At 62.5% G+C, this 18,090-nt stretch carries 15 protein-coding genes; 3 read left to right on the forward strand and 12 right to left on the reverse strand.

The features are described from left to right. Positions 1-14: 14 nt before the first annotated feature. Positions 15-1,241: an amino acid ABC transporter substrate-binding protein gene (locus tag AB7783_RS15280; protein ID WP_441278108.1), complete on the reverse strand. Its 1,227-nt coding sequence runs from the start codon at positions 1,239-1,241 to the stop codon at positions 15-17. Positions 1,242-1,390: 149 nt separating this feature from the next. On the opposite strand from AB7783_RS15280, the gene AB7783_RS15285 reads away from it, so the two are divergent. Both AB7783_RS15285 and AB7783_RS15290 read left to right on the forward strand, forming a co-directional pair. Further along, positions 1,391-2,314, forward strand: coding sequence for a helix-turn-helix transcriptional regulator (locus AB7783_RS15285; RefSeq protein ID WP_441278109.1), 924 nt, complete (start codon positions 1,391-1,393; stop codon positions 2,312-2,314). Positions 2,315-2,766: 452 nt separating this feature from the next. Beyond that, complete coding sequence (locus AB7783_RS15290) at positions 2,767-3,945, forward strand: glycosyltransferase family 4 protein (protein ID WP_441278110.1); 1,179 nt, start codon at positions 2,767-2,769, stop codon at positions 3,943-3,945. Between the two features lie 15 nt (positions 3,946-3,960). On the opposite strand, the gene AB7783_RS15295 is transcribed toward AB7783_RS15290, so the two are convergent. The 5 genes from AB7783_RS15295 to AB7783_RS15315 all read right to left on the reverse strand — a co-directional run bounded on the left by AB7783_RS15295 (position 3,961) and on the right by AB7783_RS15315 (position 11,224). Beyond that, positions 3,961-5,127 (reverse strand): glycosyltransferase family 4 protein, encoded by a 1,167-nt coding sequence (locus tag AB7783_RS15295; RefSeq protein WP_441278111.1) that lies wholly within the window; start codon positions 5,125-5,127, stop codon positions 3,961-3,963. Beyond that, positions 5,120-6,142, reverse strand: coding sequence for a polysaccharide deacetylase family protein (locus AB7783_RS15300; RefSeq protein WP_441278112.1), 1,023 nt, complete (start codon positions 6,140-6,142; stop codon positions 5,120-5,122). Before AB7783_RS15300 ends, AB7783_RS15295 begins: the two co-directional genes overlap by 8 nt. Positions 6,143-6,196: 54 nt before the next feature. Beyond that, complete coding sequence (locus tag AB7783_RS15305) at positions 6,197-7,696, reverse strand: lipid II flippase MurJ (RefSeq protein WP_441278113.1); 1,500 nt, start codon at positions 7,694-7,696, stop codon at positions 6,197-6,199. A 70-nt stretch (positions 7,697-7,766) separates the two neighbouring features. Next, positions 7,767-8,921, reverse strand: coding sequence for a glycosyltransferase family 4 protein (locus AB7783_RS15310; RefSeq protein ID WP_439059483.1), 1,155 nt, complete (start codon positions 8,919-8,921; stop codon positions 7,767-7,769). After that, positions 8,921-11,224 carry a GumC family protein gene (locus tag AB7783_RS15315; RefSeq protein WP_441278114.1) on the reverse strand — a complete coding sequence of 768 codons (2,304 nt, stop codon included), beginning with the start codon at positions 11,222-11,224 and terminating at the stop codon, positions 8,921-8,923. Before AB7783_RS15315 ends, AB7783_RS15310 begins: the two co-directional genes overlap by 1 nt. Positions 11,225-11,578: 354 nt before the next feature. On the opposite strand from AB7783_RS15315, the gene AB7783_RS15320 reads away from it, so the two are divergent. Beyond that, positions 11,579-11,752 carry a DUF1328 domain-containing protein gene (locus AB7783_RS15320; protein WP_089265352.1) on the forward strand — a complete coding sequence of 58 codons (174 nt, stop codon included), beginning with the start codon at positions 11,579-11,581 and terminating at the stop codon, positions 11,750-11,752. A gap of 28 nt (positions 11,753-11,780) precedes the next feature. On the opposite strand, the gene AB7783_RS15325 is transcribed toward AB7783_RS15320, so the two are convergent. The 6 genes from AB7783_RS15325 to AB7783_RS15350 form a co-directional block, all read right to left on the reverse strand. Then, complete coding sequence (locus AB7783_RS15325) at positions 11,781-12,494, reverse strand: ABC transporter ATP-binding protein (RefSeq protein WP_441278115.1); 714 nt, start codon at positions 12,492-12,494, stop codon at positions 11,781-11,783. Further along, positions 12,475-13,239, reverse strand: coding sequence for an ABC transporter ATP-binding protein (locus AB7783_RS15330; protein ID WP_441278116.1), 765 nt, complete (start codon positions 13,237-13,239; stop codon positions 12,475-12,477). The genes AB7783_RS15325 and AB7783_RS15330 overlap by 20 nt, the downstream gene beginning before the upstream one ends. After that, positions 13,236-14,237 (reverse strand): branched-chain amino acid ABC transporter permease, encoded by a 1,002-nt coding sequence (locus AB7783_RS15335; protein WP_441278117.1) that lies wholly within the window; start codon positions 14,235-14,237, stop codon positions 13,236-13,238. The genes AB7783_RS15330 and AB7783_RS15335 overlap by 4 nt, the downstream gene beginning before the upstream one ends. Continuing rightward, positions 14,234-15,103: a branched-chain amino acid ABC transporter permease gene (locus tag AB7783_RS15340; RefSeq protein ID WP_184519134.1), complete on the reverse strand. Its 870-nt coding sequence runs from the start codon at positions 15,101-15,103 to the stop codon at positions 14,234-14,236. The genes AB7783_RS15335 and AB7783_RS15340 overlap by 4 nt, the downstream gene beginning before the upstream one ends. A gap of 8 nt (positions 15,104-15,111) precedes the next feature. Continuing rightward, the gene (locus tag AB7783_RS15345; protein WP_441278118.1) at positions 15,112-16,746 is read right to left on the reverse strand and encodes an amidohydrolase; all 1,635 of its coding nucleotides are present in this window, start codon (positions 16,744-16,746) and stop codon (positions 15,112-15,114) included. 79 nt (positions 16,747-16,825) lie between these two features. Next, on the reverse strand, positions 16,826-18,001 hold the full coding sequence (locus tag AB7783_RS15350) for an ABC transporter substrate-binding protein (RefSeq protein ID WP_441278119.1): 1,176 nt from the start codon (positions 17,999-18,001) through the stop codon (positions 16,826-16,828). Positions 18,002-18,090 lie beyond the last annotated feature (89 nt).

Below are 18,090 nucleotides of genomic sequence, written 5' to 3' on the forward strand. Positions count from 1 at the left end.
CAGGAGGGACGCGATCACTGCGCCTTCCATGCCGGCTTCGGCACGACCGGCGCCCGCGCGCCTTCGTTACCCGACGGGCCGACGCCGTAGAACTCGCCGTCCTGCCACTGCCCGACCCACCAGTACTTGGTCGGCATGTTGTTCTCGAGCTTCACCTTGCCGATCACGGTGTCGAAGGTGCCGCTCTGCAGGTCCTTGATGACCGCAGCGCGATCGACCTTGCCAACCCGCTCGATCGCCTGCTGCAGCATCTGCAGGCCGGCATAGGTGACTGCACTGGCCCAGCGATCCGGCTCCGCGCCATTCGCTGCCGACGCCTTGTGCCGCGCCAGATAGTCCTTGATGGCCGGGCTGTCACCGCTCCAGCCGCCGATACCCATCACGCCTTCCGCGTTGGCGCCGAATTTTTGCTTGAACAGCGGGAATGCCGTGCCGACGCCGGTGTAGAAGATCTTCGGATTGAAGCCGGAGATGCGCGACTGTTCGGTGATGGCGATCGTGTCCGGCGGATAGCTGAAGGCGATGAACACGTCGGGGTTCAGCGCCTTCACCTCGTTGATGATCGGGCTGAGATCCTGTGTGCCGACCGGATAGGTCTTGTCATAGGCGAGCTTGAACTTGGCAGCTGTAAGAGCTGGTCTGGCGGCACCAGAGAGATCGATGCCGAAGCCGTCGGCGATGCTGGCCATCGCCACCGTATCGCCAATCTTACCTTCGGTGCGCAGCTTCACCAGCAGCTCGACCAGGGTCTTCGCGGCGTCCGCGCTGGTGCCGAGCAGCCAGAAACTGTTGGGCCAGCGCTTCGCCAGTTCGGGCGCACGGTCGGTCACGGCCGTCGATGCAATGTGCGGATAGCCGGCCTTGTTCAGGATCGGGCCGACCGCGAGATTCAGGCCGGTGCCCCAGGGCGGCAGGATGAAATCGACCTTGTCCTGGGTGATCAGCCGCTCCAGCGCCTTGGCGGCTTCTTCTGCGCTCGACCGGTCGTCATACTGGACGACCTCAATTGGGACGCGCTTGTCGCCGAGCTTGAGCCCACCGGCGGCGTTCACTTCCTTCACCCACAGCTCGTAGTTGGGAATTGTCGTCACCGCAGCGCCGCCGGCAGCGGGGCCGGTGCGCGAGATGGCATAACCGATCTTGACCGACGTCTGGGCCTCCGCTGCACCGTCCCATCCGACGGCCGCCGCACCGGCAACCGCGAGTAGTCCCGCCGCAAGGCGCTTGACTGCTGACACCATGTTATCCTCCCCGAATTCCTTTCACCGACGCCTTGTGGCGTTCGATGGCCGGAGACTAGTCCAGCGTTTGGGGCTGGGAATTGGACGCATCCGGGGAAAGATTGTATTGATCCGTGTAGGCGAGCTATTTCACGCGACGGATTGTCCCAGTGCTTGAGACCGCGCACATCGTTTCGGGCCCCACCGGCTTTGCGGAGAAGCCGCTTCCGGCGCTGCATGCGGAAAGATTCGCACCCGGACTGGCGCCGCGCAGCTGGATCATCCGGCAGTCGGTTACCAGGCGCTCGCATCTGCTGGTGATCGAAACCCGACGCGGCACCGCCACGATGCGCGGCACCACGGTTGCCATTCAGTCTCCCGGCCTGTTGTGGCTTCCCGGCGATCACGAAGGCACGTTGGAAGTCGAAGCCGGCGCACAAGGCTATCTGATTTCAGTGTCGGACGATGTCCTCACCCGCACCGTCGCCGGCAGTGCCGAGGCGCTGCATCTGCGGCGAACCATCGACCGGCTGGTCCTGCGCGAAGGCGCGCAACTCGCGACGACTTTTGCGGCCATCACGGAATCCTGCAGCACGCTGGTGCGTGAATTGAATACGCCGGGCCGCGGCAGCGCGACGATGACATCGTCGCATGTGTTGTTGCTGTGCCTGCATCTCTGGCGCTCGGTGATTTCGGAGGAAGCCCCCGACGATGCAGCACAGCGCGGCGACGGCCCTCGCCTCGTCGGCAATTTCCTGCAGATGGTCGAACTGCATTATCGCGACGGCTGGCCCATCGCACGCTATGCGGCCGCACTCGGCGTCACTGACGACAAGCTGCACGCACATTGCAAGCGCGAGAAAGGTTACAGTCCGCGCGCCATCGTGCATCAGCGCCTGATCCACGAAGCCTGCATGCGGTTGCGGCAGCTCGATCTGCCAGTCGAGCAGATTGGCTATGGCCTCGGCTTCCGCGATCCCGGCTATTTCAATCGCTTCTTCCGCAAGTATCAGAATGCGTCGCCAGGCGCCTATCGGCGTCGCGCGCGGCTTGATCCAAGTCAGCACGGCCCGTCCTATGCGGCCTGGCCGTAACTGTCCCACGCTCGATCAGTGCTGTATCTCTTTGAAACCTGCGTGATCAATTTGGAACAGCGCGCGTTAAGCATGACTCGATATTGAATCGGGGTCAGAACATCCATTTCCGCGCTCTGTTTCAGATGTCACTTCAAGACGCCGTTCACCATTAGGCCCGAAGCGCTGGTGAAAGGTGCCTACGAGATCGTCGTCGACGTAGGATTGCACCCATAAGACGCATGCGACGGCGCCAATTACCGACTCCAGGTGGAGCGGAATACTACTTGGCGCGGCAGGGCTGCATTTGCTCGACTGTGTCCGAGTGTTTCCGCTGATATGCCTTATCGCGAAGGCAAAATCTTAGACGTTGTGCTGGTGATAAAAGCCTGCGAAAGCAGGATATTGATGAAATTGCGACTTATCAGCGCACCTACGGTATTGGCGTTCACCCGTTTTCATAGTGTCGGCCCATGACCATCGAGATCGTCCAGATCGTCCAGGAGTTGAGTTCGGTCGGCGGCGTTGAAAGCGTGGCCAGCGAACTCGCATGCGCCTTCAGCCGCGCCAAAATCGCCAACACAGTTCTCGCCAGCGCCGTCGGCGACAAGGCAACGCCAGGTACGCGCATCGAGCGCGTCGGCGCCTGGCTTTCGCACATCAAGACGCGCGGCATCCTGCGCTATCTTGGTCGCGCTTTTGTCGTTCCCACCTTCACATTACTGGCGACGCGCGCCGCCTATCATCACCCCAAGGCCGTCATCATCAGCCACGGCGACAGCCTGACGGGCGACGTACTGGTCGTGCACGCGGTCAACGCGCAGAGCCTCGCCGAAAAGCGCAACGCCGGCTCCTGGTCATGGATGCTGAATCCCATGCATCTGTGGGTGGCCCTGCGTGATCGCTGGATGATCGGCGGCCTGCGCTATCGCATGTATGTCGCGGTCTCGCCGCGCGTCGCAACTGAACTGCAAGAGATCTACAAGGTGCCAGCGTCGCGCATCCGCGTGATCCCCAACGGCATCGACCTCAATCGCTTCGCCCGCGACACCGCGGCCGGTCTCAGGATCCGTCAGGAATTCGGCATCCCGGTGGACGCAAAGCTGCTTCTGTTCGCCGGCCATGAATTCCGCCGCAAGGGTCTGGCACATGCCATCGGCGCGCTCGAACGCCTCGGCCCGGATGTCTGGATGCTTGTGGTGGGCTCGGATAATCCCGCGCCCTACCGCAAGCTGGCGACAACCTCCGCCGATCGGCTGGTCTTTGCGGGATCGCGTACCGATATGCCGGCCCTCTACGCTGCGGCCGACGCCTTTGTACTGCCGACTGCCTATGAAACTTTCTCGCTGGTCTGCATGGAAGCCATGGCCTGCTCGACGCCGGTTTTTGCAACGCCGGTTGGCGGCATCGAAGATTATCTCGTCGATGGCGTAAACGGCTATCAGATCAAGATGGACGGCGCAGATATCGCCGAGAAGATCGCGATGGCTTTCTCCGATCCGGCGACACTGGCCCGGCTGTGCGAAGGCGCGCATGCCACGGCACTGAATTACGGCTGGGACTATGTCGGTTCGCGCTACATCGAGCTGCTGGAGCAGGTGCAGGCGTCGAAGAACGAATTTGCGCCGGGCGCCATGGCGGTCGGCGCCTGATCGCAAGCGCCTGCTTCAAGGGCGCGGCCGATCAGCCCCCCGCTTTGCATCGTCGGCCTGCTGGCAGGCCGACACCAGCGCATTCGCCACCACCTCGTAAGTGAAGCGCGTCAGTACGTTGTCGCGCGCGGCCGCGCCGCGGTCCAGCAACTGCTGCGGGTCGGCAGCAAGCCGATCCAGCAGTGTCGCCAGCGCATCCGGATCGCGCTCGGGAATGGTCCAGCCGCCCTTGCCGACAACATCGGGAATAGCACCGCCCGTCGAACCTATCACCGGTACACCGCAAGCCTGCGCCTCGACGATCACCCGGCCGAACTGCTCACGCACGGCGCTGGTGGTGCGCGTCAGCAGGATCATTGCATCGAGACCGCTCAGGAATGACGCGACATCGGCCGGTTTGCCCCAGCCCCGGAATGTGACACGATCGGTCAGGCCCAGTTCGCTGACGCGCAGCTTCAGCGCAGGCTCATGCGGGCCTTCGCCCATGACCGCCAATGTCACATCCGCCGTGGCGCGCTTCATGGCGTCGAGTGCGTCGTCGAGCCCCTTCGCCTCGACAAGACGCCCGACGTAGCCAATGCGTAGTCCCCGCCCGGGCGCAATCGGCGCCTGGCGCTCGCCGGTCTGATTGAAGGTCGCAAGATCGACGCCATAGCCAATCGGCGACGTCGGCCCGGTATAACCGCGCGCGCGGACGACTGCTGTCGCCTCCGGACTGCGCGAGAGGATATGATCCGTGTTCCGCAACACGTCCTTGCGGATGAACTCGAATGGCGGTGGCAAGCGCTTCAGGATGTTCTGATCGACTTCCAGGACCATCGCGGCCCGGCCCTTGAGGATGCGCGCCTGCATCGCGACGACGCTCCACGGCTCTTCCCAGAGATGGATTACATCGGGATCGACCTCACAGATGAGACGCCGCAAGCCAGGATAAAAATGCAGATACCAGCTCATCGGGCCGGCGCGCGGCAGGCGGATCGGCATCACATGCACGGTCATGCCGGGATCGTCGGACGGATCTGCAATAATCGTACGGCCGAACTGATACCACCTAGCCGGGACGACGAGATGCATATCGACGTCATCGCGCCCGACGAGTGGATAGTATCGCAGACGCCCCGCATCGCGGCTGACAGCGGAATGGGCGATGGAAAGAACCTTGAGACGACGACTGCTAGACACGCCCCGTCATCCTCGCGGCCACACCCGTCAGGCCAGACAGATGGAGCTCCATAGTCGCGAGACTGCGATCCGAACCATTGATCGTGCAGCGTGGCAGGTTGTAGGCATCCTGGCCATTGCGCACGAGGCCCTTGCGGGTCGTCGCTGCACTCGCATAACCCGCATCGCGCGCGATCGCGAAATCGCGCGGACCGCAATCGCCCGAACGTCCATAAGGAAATGCGAAATGCCTGGCGGGAATGCCAAGGCGCTCGACCAACCGGTCACGGCTACCCTTGAGTTCGAAGCGTGCCCCATCCGGCGACAACGACGAAATACGGGCATGCGTCACGGTGTGGCCACCGATCTCCACCAACGGATCGTCGCGCAACTCCTCGAGCATCTCCCAGGTGATCGCGTGCTTCCAGTGCATCGCGTCGATGTCGACACCATTGAGCTCGCAAAACTTCTTGTAAGAGGCTGACGCCTGCGGACCATCCCAACGATCCGCAATCCGATGGAATGCGGCGCGCTTGTCGTCAGACGCCGGCACGTCGATCGCACCATCCTCGAGAATGACCCGGTCGTTGTTGAGCAATGTATCTTCCAGACCTGCGGCCCATAGCGGAAGGGCACCGTCAGGAATGCCCGTCGTGACAAACAGCGTCACCGGCACATTGTGCCGGCGAAACAGCGGCACGATCTCCTCATAGGTATCGCGATAGCAATCGTCGACGGAGAAGTTGACGAAGCGATCGTTGGACTTTCCAGCCTTCGAGCGCTGGATCGCCTCTTCCATCGTCACGACGTCCCAGCCGCGTTGCTTCAGATGCGACAGGAACTGATCGAGAAAATTCGTATCGAGATAGAAATCGCGGTTCGGCAGTTTTTCCCAGGCCCGAGCGGAGGCGCCGCGATGAAAGGTCATCAGGCAGCCACGCGTGCCCATGAACATATCGGCAGCCATGCTGATCGGGCGAACCAGCGCTTCGGAAGACGCCATGCGTCGGGCGGCGCTGGATAACAGGTGCTTCATCGAAAAGTCCTCAGACGATCAAGGCACTCTCTAATACAAAAACACATATCAAAATCACAAGCGCCCCCGGACGCGCGCAAATGCCGCAATGTAGACGCCCGGCATCAGCATCGCGACAGACAGCGCGAGGCAGACCAGATAGGCGAAGCCACCGGCGAAAAGCCGCTGCCACGGGCCCGTCAGAACCTCATGAATTTGCCAGCTGAAGAGTGCCATCAGCGCTGCCGGGAAACACGCGAGAAACATCAGGTAGAGCAGCTTGCGCCGGGACCCCAGGACGATCATGACGCCAGCCAGAAGAACGATACCACGGGCGGCTTCACCCAGTCCAAGCAACAAGGTGCCCCATTCATGCGCCGTGGGCAGGTATGAGGTGAGAAGGTTAACTACGATATTAACCAGATAGGCAGTGACGATGATGGCAGCGGCCGCAAAATTCCGGCCTGCGCCATTGAGAATGCGGATCAGGATCCAGCCAAGCGTCGCGGCCCACAGGCCAAGTGCAATGCCGCGCAAGGCCTGACTGGTCAGGAACAATGCGTGCTCGTTGAAGGCGCCACGCAAAAAAACCAGCCGCACGATCTCCGGCGCGAACATCGCAAGAAAGACCGACGCCGGCACCGCCAGTGCGAGAATAGGCCGCGCGATCCCTTCGATCTGCGCGCCGACGTCCTTCGGCGGGTGGCTGGACAACACCGCCAGCCCGACCGGCTGGCTGATCAGCAGCAACGCGCTTTCGGTCAGCGTGCGTGCATAGTCCAGCGAGGCCACTGCACCGGTCCCGACCCGCGATGCCAGCAGGCGTTCGATCCAGACATTGGCCTGTTCGGCGACCGGTAGCGCGAGCAGCGGTCGCAGTCGACGGAAGAATTCGCGGCTCGACGCCAACACCGATGACAGCGACAGGCCCTTGAAGCTGAGCACGCCCTCGCGCCACATCGTGTAGAGCCCCCAGGCGCCGAGCGCGTTGAAGGCAGCCGAGAACGACCAGGCCAGTGTATGAAAGTTGCCGGACACAGCAACGAGGGCAATGCCCATCAGCACGGCGACGTTCAGGATGCTGGCGCGGATATTCGTCAAGCGGGTCCGACCGAGCGCGATTTCGCCTGCAGCCAGCACGTTGATCATCGCCGAGGCCGGCATGCCCAGCGCCATGATGCGAATGAAGTCGAGAGTGAGGCTACGCCCCTCCGCCGAAAAGCCGCCGACCAGCGCATCCACAGCCCGCTCACCGAGCGCCTGCAGCCCGATCATCAGGATCATGGCAATGCCGGTGATCGCCACCGTCATGGCGCCGAGGCGCTGAGGTCCGTTGCCGTCCTTCAGCGCATCCCGGTGCATTGGGATCATTACGGCGGGGACGGTTTCGTTCTGCAGAAAGGCCAGCGGCAGCATTACCGCCGTGATCGCACCACGAAAACCGTCGGCGACCAGCGAAGCGCCAAGCACCTGCGCCATCAAGATCTCACGGCCGAAACCCAGCAGCTTGCTGGTCAGCGCACCGCTGATGAGAATCGCCGTAAACTTCCGCGTCGAGTGCCGGGCGCCGCTCATAAGCGCGCCGCTACGGCCCGATCAGGGGCCGTCCAGGAACTCAAATTGCAAACTGAGCGGCGATACGCGGTCACACGGGAGCTCCGGCAGCCGCTCGCCCGATCAAGTTTGAAACCGTCTGCAGCATCTGATCGACGCTGTAATGCGAGCGCGCCCGCGCTTCGGCATAGTGCAACTGGCTCGCCAGTTCAGGCGGGCGCGACATGACCTTGGTAATAGCGGCGGCCAGCGCATCGGCGTCCCCTGGCGGCACCAGCGTCCCGGCCTTGCCGGCTTCGAGAATATCAGACGCCGCACCGGCATCCGTCGCAATCACAGGCACATCGGCGAGCATGGCTTCGACGAGCGTGCGACCGAAGGGCTCGGGATCAATCGACGGATGGATCATCGCATCGACGGCGCGCATCAGCCTCGGCACGTCGCCGCGCTGGCCGAGGAAATGCACGCGATCGCCAAGACCGAGATCCGCCACCATCCGGTTGAGCTTCTCGGCATAAGGCTCTTCGCCAAACAGCGCAGCTCCTGCAATAATACAGCTAACGCCCGGCGTCTTTGCGAGAGCCTGCAACACGATATGCTGCCCCTTCCAGGCCGCGAGGCGGCTGAAGACGCCGACGAGCGGTCCTTCGGGCAATTTCAACTCGCGCCTGATCTCAAGCGGCGTGCTAGCGTCCGGCGGCACATCAAGACCGTTGGGCACGATCGCGACCAGCTGCTTGCGGCCGCCTTGGGCAATGAAGGCATCTGCAGCAGCTTGCGAAGGAACGATCACCTTTGCCGTACAATAATTCGCTAGCGCCACCTGCACGCGGCGCTGCGTGGCGCCGAAATGCTCACTGCTGATGATATCGTGCAGGTGCCAGATCAGCGGACGCCGCGCCAGCGTGGCGGCGACGGCCGATAACACAAAGGCTTTCTGCGAGTTCGCATAAATGACGTCATGGCGGCGCGCCTCGCGCGTCAATTCGGCAATGATGGCCCCGAGCCGACCAATCAGCGGAAAGGCTTTCAGGATTGAGCTGTCGCGCCTGACATCCGAGAGCCCCTCGCCCCAGCGCGACACACGCACCTTCAGGCCCTTAGCTGCAAGCGCCTGATGCAGCGGGCCATCCTCGAACAGGAAGGCCGCCTCGCCCGCCCATGGCTGAACGAGATCGATCAGCACGAGTTCAGCGCCGGAGATCGAGCCCGTATGGCAGACGAACAGAACGCTGGGAGCGGGCATCACGTCGCTCCGGCATAGGCATTATTCGAAACCCGGTCTGTGCCGCTCGGCGTATTGGCGTCCGGCATCATCGTGACGGCAATGCCGAAGACGCTGCCGCCCGCGACACGGATCGCGCTGGATGTCGCCACTGCCTGCCCGATCGACGAGCGGCCGGAACGCATGCAGAGCAGCACGCCATCGACCTGCCTGGCCAGCACGCCCAGATCGGTCTGGATGCCCGGCGACGGCGCGTCGATCAGGACAACGTCGTAGATCTGGCTCCAGAGCAGGAGATCGCCGAGCGGTTTACGCATCAGCAATTCGGCGGATGCCGAGAACGGCCCGGCAGGAATGACGTCGAGATTGGGAGTCGCGGTGCGGACCACCGCTTCGCGCGGCGTGATGTCGCCGCGCAGAATTCCCTGCAGCCCCATGCTGCTGCGCAAGCCCAAGGCTGTTTCGAACTTCGGCGCGCCGAAATCGCATTCGATCACCAGCACGCTGCGGCCAGCCGTTGCGAGATATTGCGCCAGGGTCAGGGTCAGAAACGTTTTGCCCTCGGCCGTCGTCGGCGACGCGACCAGAATCTTGCGGCGTGTCCTGGCGTCGTTCGACGTCAGCAGGCCCGTCGCCAGATCGCGGAGTGCATCCTGATAGTGCCTATCCTGCAGCGCGAGCGGCAGCGCACGCGACAGCGAGGCGCCGGACTGCGCCGTGAGGATCGCACCGATCGGCGATTCCGACGGATCGCGCTTGACGGTCGGCAATCGTGCCAGAATGGGTGCGCCGGTGACGACGGCCAGCTCCGATGACAATGCCGCCGCTGGCGGTGGTCCGGGACGCGGCGCCACTGGGGCAGTCGCCTGGACAGGTGTCGGCGGAGCGACTGGCGCAACAACGGCGACAGGCTCCGGCGTGGGCGCTGGCGCGGCTGCGCGCGTCGGGCGAATAGTTGCAGTCCGCAGCCGGGACAGACCCGCAAGATTGACGCGATCGCCGAAGAAGGCTGCGACGAATGCGAGCAGCAGGCCGAGCGTGCCGCCAGCGGCCAGGAACGGAATTTTCTTCGGGAAAAACGGCTTGGTCGGAAGTTCGGCAAGGCTGACCAGTCGTGTATTGCCAATGAGCACGCGCCGCTCGGTTTCGAGTTCGCTGGCGCGCTTGTAGAGATCGGCATATTGCTGGCGCTTGATCTCGGTGCTGCGCACCATGCTCTCGATCGAGGCTTCGTCCGATGTCGCCGAGCCGACTTCAGCCTTCACGGCATCCATCTGCTTTTTGAGTGCGTTCACGAGGGCATCATTGGCGTCGAACGCCTTCTGCGCGCTGGCTGCAATGCTCGCCACTTCCGTGGCCATGCGCTCCTTGATCGCGGACTGCTCCTGCTCCAGCGCACGCAGCGACGGGTGCCGCGGCCCCAGTACATTGGCCTGGCTGGCGAGCTGCGCAGTGACAACCGTGAGCTGCTGCTTGAGATCGGCGATCGAACGGTTCGACAGCACTGACGGCGAGTCGGCAGCGCGCGCCTGATTGGTCTTGATTTCCTGCAGGCGGGCGAGCGCATCGGCACGCGCGGTCTCGGCGGTCGACAGCTGCTGGCTGATACTGCTCAGCCGCTCCGAGCTGATCGGCGCCAGCGATCCGCGCATCAGGCCCTTGTTGCGGCGAAATGCCTGGATCTTGGCATCGGCATCGCGCAACTCTGCATCCAGCTGCTTGGCTTCCTTCCAGAGATAGGACGCGGCAACCTCGCGGCTGCTCGCACCCGATGTCCGCTGCTCGTCGAGAAACGCATTGGTCAGCGCATTCGCCATCTTCTGCGCGACTTCGGGGATCGACGAAGTGTAGGAGATATTGATGACGCGCGAACGTCCGACAGCACCGATCGCGAAATTTCCCGACACATAGTCGATCAGCGCCGCCGTATCAGTCTTCATCTTTTCGCAGGTGGAGCTGCTGCTCCTGCTCTGACACTCTTCAATCGCGGCTTCCGTGACGCCCGGCTGCTGCATGGCGAGCCGCATCACCCGCGGCGAGCGCGCAATCAGCAGTTGGCTTTCGACGTCGGCGGGGTCGCCGATCTTCTGCGCCCATGCGGCCGATGCATTGCTATTGCTGGGCTCCTGCTCGGCGACGATCACCGAACCTGTGGCGAGATAGCGCACGGGCAGCACGACCAGCGCAATGACCGTCAGGATCATCACGCCGAGAAACACAGCGCCGAACAGGCTACGATTGCGCCAAACCCTGAGCAGCGGGCTCTCGCCCGCCGCGCCATCGGCGGCTTCCGTATTCGTAACGATGGCGCGTTTGGTGAACATGCGCGTCAGACTTTACTACGGGGCGCTGGCACCGCACATCCCTGCGCCGTAACGGTGCTCACCCAGCGCAACCACCCATGACCGACCGCGACACGCATACTGAACCCTTTGTCCCCCGAACCACAAATCCACTGCGGGGAGCAGGTCTACTATCCATTCATTAGGGATGTTTTGGTTAAGGGCAGGTTTAAAATGCTAACCAATGCCTTTGCGCTGCCTAATTAGTAGGCTGTTACCCCCCCCCCCGGGCCGGTGCCGCATTAGCGAGCTAGGTACGAATGGCAGCTTTGGTTGCGAGCCGGAACCAAATCTCGCAGCGGGGCGTTCCGGAACTGCCGTAACCGGAGTTCCCCGATGAGCCTTCTGAAATGGGCGCTGATCTTCTTTCTGATTTCCGTCGCCGCCGGCCTGTTCGGCTTCACCGGCATTTCCGCCGCCACGGCGGATGTCGCACGCGTACTTTTTTATATCTTCCTCGTGATCTGCATCGTGCTGCTGGTATTGGGGATCACGATCTTTCGGGCCTGACGCGCCGGGCGGCGCGCCAATCCGAAATTTAGTGAATGCCGACGCCGACCAGCCGATCGACCAGCGCGCGGTCGGCAGTCAGCACATCCGGCGTACCGCTCCAGCTGGTACGGCCCCGCTCCATCACCATGACGCTGCTCGCGAAATCCAGCGCACGCTCGATTTGCTGTTCGACCAGAATGATGGTGACTTCATTGGTGGCGGCCAGCTTCGTCAGCAATGCCATCAGCTCGTCGCAGATCACGGGCGCGAGGCCTTCCAGCGGCTCGTCCAGCAACAGGATCGAGGGCTTACCCAGCAGTGTCCGGGCCATCGACAGCATCTGCTGCTCACCGCCTGACAGCTGCTTGCCGTAATTGCCGCGGCGTTCGCGTAGCCGCGGAAACATCGCATAGGCTTCATCGAGCGCCGACGCCGGCCGCCCCTTCAGCCCGGTGCGCAGATTCTCCTCCACCGTCAGCGAGGCGAAAATGTCGCGGGTCTGCGGCACATAGCCGATCCCGAGATCCGCGCGCGCCGAGGTCCGCTTGGCCGTGACGTCCTGGTCGCCGATCCTGATCTCGCCGCCGTGACGAGTCGTCAGGCCCATCAGCGTCGCCAGCAGCGTGGTCTTGCCCATACCGTTGCGGCCGAGCACGGCGAGACGATCACCTGCTTTCACCGAGAACGAAATGCCCTCAATGATCCGCGTCGGGCCGTAGCCGGCACTCAGGTTCTGGATATCAAGTGGCGCGGCGGGCATCGGCATAGCTCCCCAAATACGCGCGGCGCACTTCGTGATCGGCGGTGACCTGATCAGGCGATCCCTCGAAGATCAACCGCCCGGCCGCCAGCACCAGCACGCGCCTGGCGAACTTGAACACCAGATCCATGTCGTGCTCGATCATTAACACGGCGATATCAGGTGGCAGCCGATTGATCGCCTCAAGGATTTTGGGCGCCTCGTCATGCGGCACGCCGGCGGCGGGCTCGTCGAGCAGGAGTACCTTCGGATGCAGCGCAAGGCCGATGGCAAGCTCGATCAGGCGCTGCTGTCCGTAAGCGAGCTCGACCACCCTGCGATAGGCCAGCCTGTCGAGACCTAGATGGCTAAGAATCTCGCTCCACTCCCCACGCACCTCCGGCAGCTCAGTCGATGACGAGAAAAACCGGCGCGTGATCCGCTTGCGCTGCATGATCGCCAACGCGACATTGTCGGCGACGGTGAGATTGGCAAACAGCCGCGTGGTCTGGAACGTGCGCACCAGACCGCGACGCACGCGATCCGGAATGCTGAGACCGGTGATCTCGTCACCGGCCATGAAGAACTGACCTTCGCTCGGCGCGATGTCGCCGGTGATCAGATTGACGAGCGTGGTCTTGCCAGCGCCGTTCGGGCCGATCAGCGCGACGCGGTCACCGGCAGTCAATTTGAAATTGACGTCGCGCGTCACATGCAGACCGCCGAACGAGCACGACACGCCGCGGGCTTCGAGGAGATTGGTCATGCCGCCTCTCCCTTGCGCTTGAAGCGGGAGGCCAGCGACAGCACTGGTTCGATCAGCCCGCGCGGCGCGAAGACCACAATCAGGATCAGCAGCAGGCCGACCAGCGTCATCCAGTGGAACGGATTGGCGGCGGCCACGATGTGCTCGAAGATCATGAAGATGATCGTCCCCGCCAGCGCGCCCCACAGATGCCCGGCACCGCCAAGCACCAGCATCACCAGAACTTCAGCGGATCGTTCGAAGCTGACGCTATCGAGACCGACGACGCCGGTGCTGATCGCCGTCAGCGCTCCACCGATCCCGGCAACAGCACCAGCGACGCCATACATCACGACAAGGCGCGGATAGATCGAGACGCCGATCATCTTGGCGCGCAGATCGTCATCCTTGATGCCGCGGCACATCAGACCGAACGGCGAGCGTACGAAACGCTGCAGCAGCACGAAGACAATGACCAGCACGCCCAGCGAGAACAAAAATGCCGTGCGGCTATACATGTCGAAATTGAAGATGCCGAACACCTTGCCCGGTGTGATGCCTGACAGGCCGTCGCTGCCGCCGGTCAGCCACGACAGCTTGTTGGCAAGTGCGGCGACCAATTGCCCCACGGCAATCGACAGCACCAGTTGTGGGAGCCCGCGAAACCGCGTGATCAGCGCACCGGAGATCAGCCCCATGACCGTTCCCGCAAACACGCCAATCGCCAGCAAAGCGACGGGATCGGTAATGCCACGCACGCAAGCAATGCCGGCGGCATAGGTGCCGACGCCGAATTGCGCGGCATGGCCGAGGGTGGCGACGCCGCAATAACCGGTGACCAGATCGAGCGACAGCACCAGGAATGCGATGCCGATCAGCCGCGTCAGGAACGCCAGATCGTCCGGATACAGAAAGTAGCCGATGGCACCGAGCACGATGATACTCAGCGCACCTGCCGCCTCCTGACCGAAGGGAATGCTGCGTTTGTGCGGAACATGGGTCGCGACGATCTCGCTCATGCGTGCGACCTGCCAAATAGGCCATGCGGAAACAGGAACACGACGAAGATCACCGACAGATAGAAGAAGAAGTCGCCGAACTCCGGCGCGAGATACTTGCCTGTGGTGTCGGCGAGGCCGAGCAGGAGCGACGCCGACAGAGCACCAAGGATCGAGCCTGCGCCGCCGACAGAGACCACGACGAGGAACGTCACCATATAACGCAGTGCATAGAATGGTTCGATCGGCAGGATCTCCGCGCCGACCACGCCACCGAATGCGCCGAGCCCGATCGCCAGCGCGAAGGTCACTGCATAGATGATTTCGGTGCGGATGCCCAAGGCGTCCGCCATACCACTATGATCGACCGAGGCGCGTAGCTTGATTCCGAACTCCGTCTTCTCGATCAGAAGCCACAGCGCCAGCGCCGTAACCACGCCGCAGGCGATGACAAAGATGCGATGGGTCGGCAGCATGCGGAAACCGATATCGAGCGGACCACTGAGGGTCTGTGGCAGCGGAATCGATTTCAGCGACGGGCCGAAGATGAAATTGACGATGCCGATGATGAAGAACGTGATGCCAATGGTCATCAGCACCTGAATCAGCGGATCGGACTTCCGGTAGATCCGGCGATACAGCAAAATCTCGAACGGGATCGACACGATGATGGTGCCGACTACCGCCATCAGGATCGCGACGCTGTAATGCACATGCAGGTCGCGGATCGCATAAGAGGCCAGATAGCCGCCAATCATGGCGAAAGCGCCATGGGCGAGGTTCACGACGCGCATCAGCCCCATCATGATGGACAGGCCGATGGAAATGATGAACAGCACCATCCCGTAGGCGACGGCGTCGGTCATGATGCTGAAGACGGTACGCATGATTGATCCTATGCCGAAGCAGCGCCCGAGCGCCATTCCGGAAACTGCGGCATCGCGTCATGGACGACAGCTCCGCGCACCATGGTGAGTAACACCTTCGTCTCTTTCAGAGGGAGGCAGTCGGCGGCGAAGGGATCGCGATCAAGGGCGATCAGATCGGCCGCCATGCCCGGCATCAGCGTGCCGCGCCAGTCTTCCTGCTTCATCGCGATGGCGCCACCGACCGTATAGCTGTGAATGGCTTCGCGGACGCTGATGGCTTCACCCTGCCCGATCGGCGCACCGCTGTCCGAGGCGCGGCTCACCGCATCGGCGATGCCATCCCACGGAGACCACGACCCGGTCGGCGCATCGGAGCTGGCGATGTAAGTTACCCCCGCGTCGATCACCGAACGGCCCGGATAGCAACGATCGGCGCGCGGGCCAAAGGCGCCGGTAATCGAGCGCCGCATCCGGGTAAGAAAACTTGGCTGGGTGACGACGAGCGCGCCCAATGCCTTCATCCGCGCCAGCCCACCGGCGGGCGGCACGAAGTAATGTTCGATGCGATGCCGTGCATCCGCACGGGGACGCCCGGCCTGCGCCTTCTCATAGGCTTCGATGATGCAGTCGATTCCGCGATCGCCGGTACAATGAACGGCAACCTGCCAGCCGTCCGCATGGGCCTCCGCGATCACGCGCTGCAGTTCGGTTTCATCGCGCATGAACATGCCGCGAGATGGCGTATCGAAGAAATCCTCGCTCACCGCCGACGTTCGTGCGCCGACGATGCCATCGGCGAAATATTTCAGCGTCATCGACTGCCAGTCGGCGTCTTGCGTCGGCGCCAGCCCACGCGCCGCCGCTTCAGCCGGGTCGAGCTGGTTCATGAAGCCGAGCCGCATTGGCAGCACATCGCCATTTGCGCGGATCTCGTTCCAGATAGCGAATTCATCATCGAAGCCGACGGTGAATCCGACCGCGGCTTCTACGACAGCAACAAGACCTAACCTGGCGCTATCGGCAATCGTCGCGCGCAGAGCTGCGGTGAGCTCATTGCGATCCATCGGCGGCGCAGCACGGAATATCAGTTCGGCTGCGCTTTCTTTGGCGCTGCCGTCCAGTCGGCCATCCTCGGAGCGCCCGAACGTCCCGCCTTCCGGGTCGGCAGTGGCATCGTCGATGCCCAGCAGTCGCAGCGCGGCACTGTTGACGACGGCGACATGACCGCAGAAGCGGCGGATCAGCACCGGATGATCGGGAATGACGACGTCGATCTCGGCCCGTGTCGGCAGCCGATGCTCGGCCAGTCCGTTCTCATCGAGGCCCGCGCCGTAGACCCATTTATCACTTGGAATGGCGCGCGCACGCGCACCCAGCAAATCAAGCACATCGGATATCGTGGGCGCATCGCGCGGCGTCACCGGCACCTGCAGTCGCGCATGGGCGATGGCGAACAGATGAATATGCGCGTCGGTGAGGCCCGGAATGACGGTGGCGCCCGCGAGATCGATCGTCTCGTCGGCAGCTGGCGCAACATCTGCTGCACCAATCCAGACCACCTTGCCATCGCAGACAACGATGCTGTCCGCTGGGGTTTCATCCCAGGCAGAACGATAGATGCGGGCGTTGGTCAATCGAAGCGAGCGCGCGCGGCTGGTCATGTCGAAGGAAATCTCATCTCGCGCGACGATGTCGCAGAAAGAGGGGGATTCCGCAACGAGGCGGAATCCCCGGCATTGCCTACTTCGTGCTCAGCGCCCAGTCCGGCTGATCGGCGAAGGTCTGGCTCTCCTTGTTGATCAGCTTGCCGTCCACCTTCTCCACACTGCGCAGATAGACGTTCTGGCGAATGTGACGCGTGGTGGGATCGATCGACACCGGACCACGCGGCGAGACCCACTTCATGTCCTTGACGGCATCGACCGCCTTGGCGGCATCGCGCTTGCCGTCGGTGGCCTCGATCATCTTGTAGATCAAGCGCGCGCCGTCATAGGCCGCGACCGATGTCATGGTGACTTCGTCGAGGTTGCCGCCGCCCTTCTTTATGGTGGCAAGGAAGGCTGCATTTTCCTTGGAGTCGTGCGACACCGAATAGTGATAGGTCGAGAGGATACCGATGCCGGCATCGCCGATATTCGGCAGATCCGGCTCGGTGACGACGTCACCGGTCGACATCAGCTTGACACCGCCGGCTTTCAACCCGTTGTCGATATAGGCCTTGACGAACCCCAGCGTCGGCGGGCCGGATGGCAGGAAGGTGAAGATGGTATCCGCGCCGGAATCCTTGATGCGCTGCATGATCGGGCTGAAGTCGGTGGTGGCGAGCGGAATGCGAACCGCTTCGACTACCGCGCCGCCCTCACCTTCGAACGTCTTCTTGAATGCCGCTTCAGCATCGACACCCGGACCGTAATCGCTGACCGCGATGGCCACCTTCTTGGCGCCGTTCTTCAACGCAATTTTCGCGGCAGGCACGGTGTTCTGCCACATCGTGAACGAGGTACGGACGATATAGGGGCTCTTCTCGACGATCGACGAGGTCGCCGCATTCATCACGATCAGCGGCGTCTTGGATTCTTCCAGCAGCGGCGCGATGGCCATCGCGTTCGGCGTGAAATAGACGCCAGCGAGGTATTGCACCTTGTCCTTGACCAGCAGCTCCTGCGCCAGCGCCTTTGACTTGGCGGGATTCGGGCTCTCTTCATCGCGATAGATGAATTCGACATCATGCTTGCCTGCTTTGGTGCCATGCTCGGCGACCCAGGCGTCGATGCCCATCTTGAAGTTCTTGCCAAACAGCGCGTAAGGGCCCGACATGGTGCCGATCACGCCGACCTTGATGGTGTCGGCGGAGGCCGTGCCGGTCATCATGCCGAGAATGGCCAGTGCAAGAATGGATTGGCTGCGTCTGTTCATTGCGGTTGTCCCCGTTGGAAAGTTAAGAAAGCTATTCGGCAAACCTGTATTCAATAAACGTGCCGAGATGGCTCGTTTGATCCGGCATC

It is taken from the genome of Tardiphaga sp. 172_B4_N1_3, from assembly GCF_052076035.1.
Lineage (GTDB): Bacteria > Pseudomonadota > Alphaproteobacteria > Rhizobiales > Xanthobacteraceae > Tardiphaga > Tardiphaga robiniae.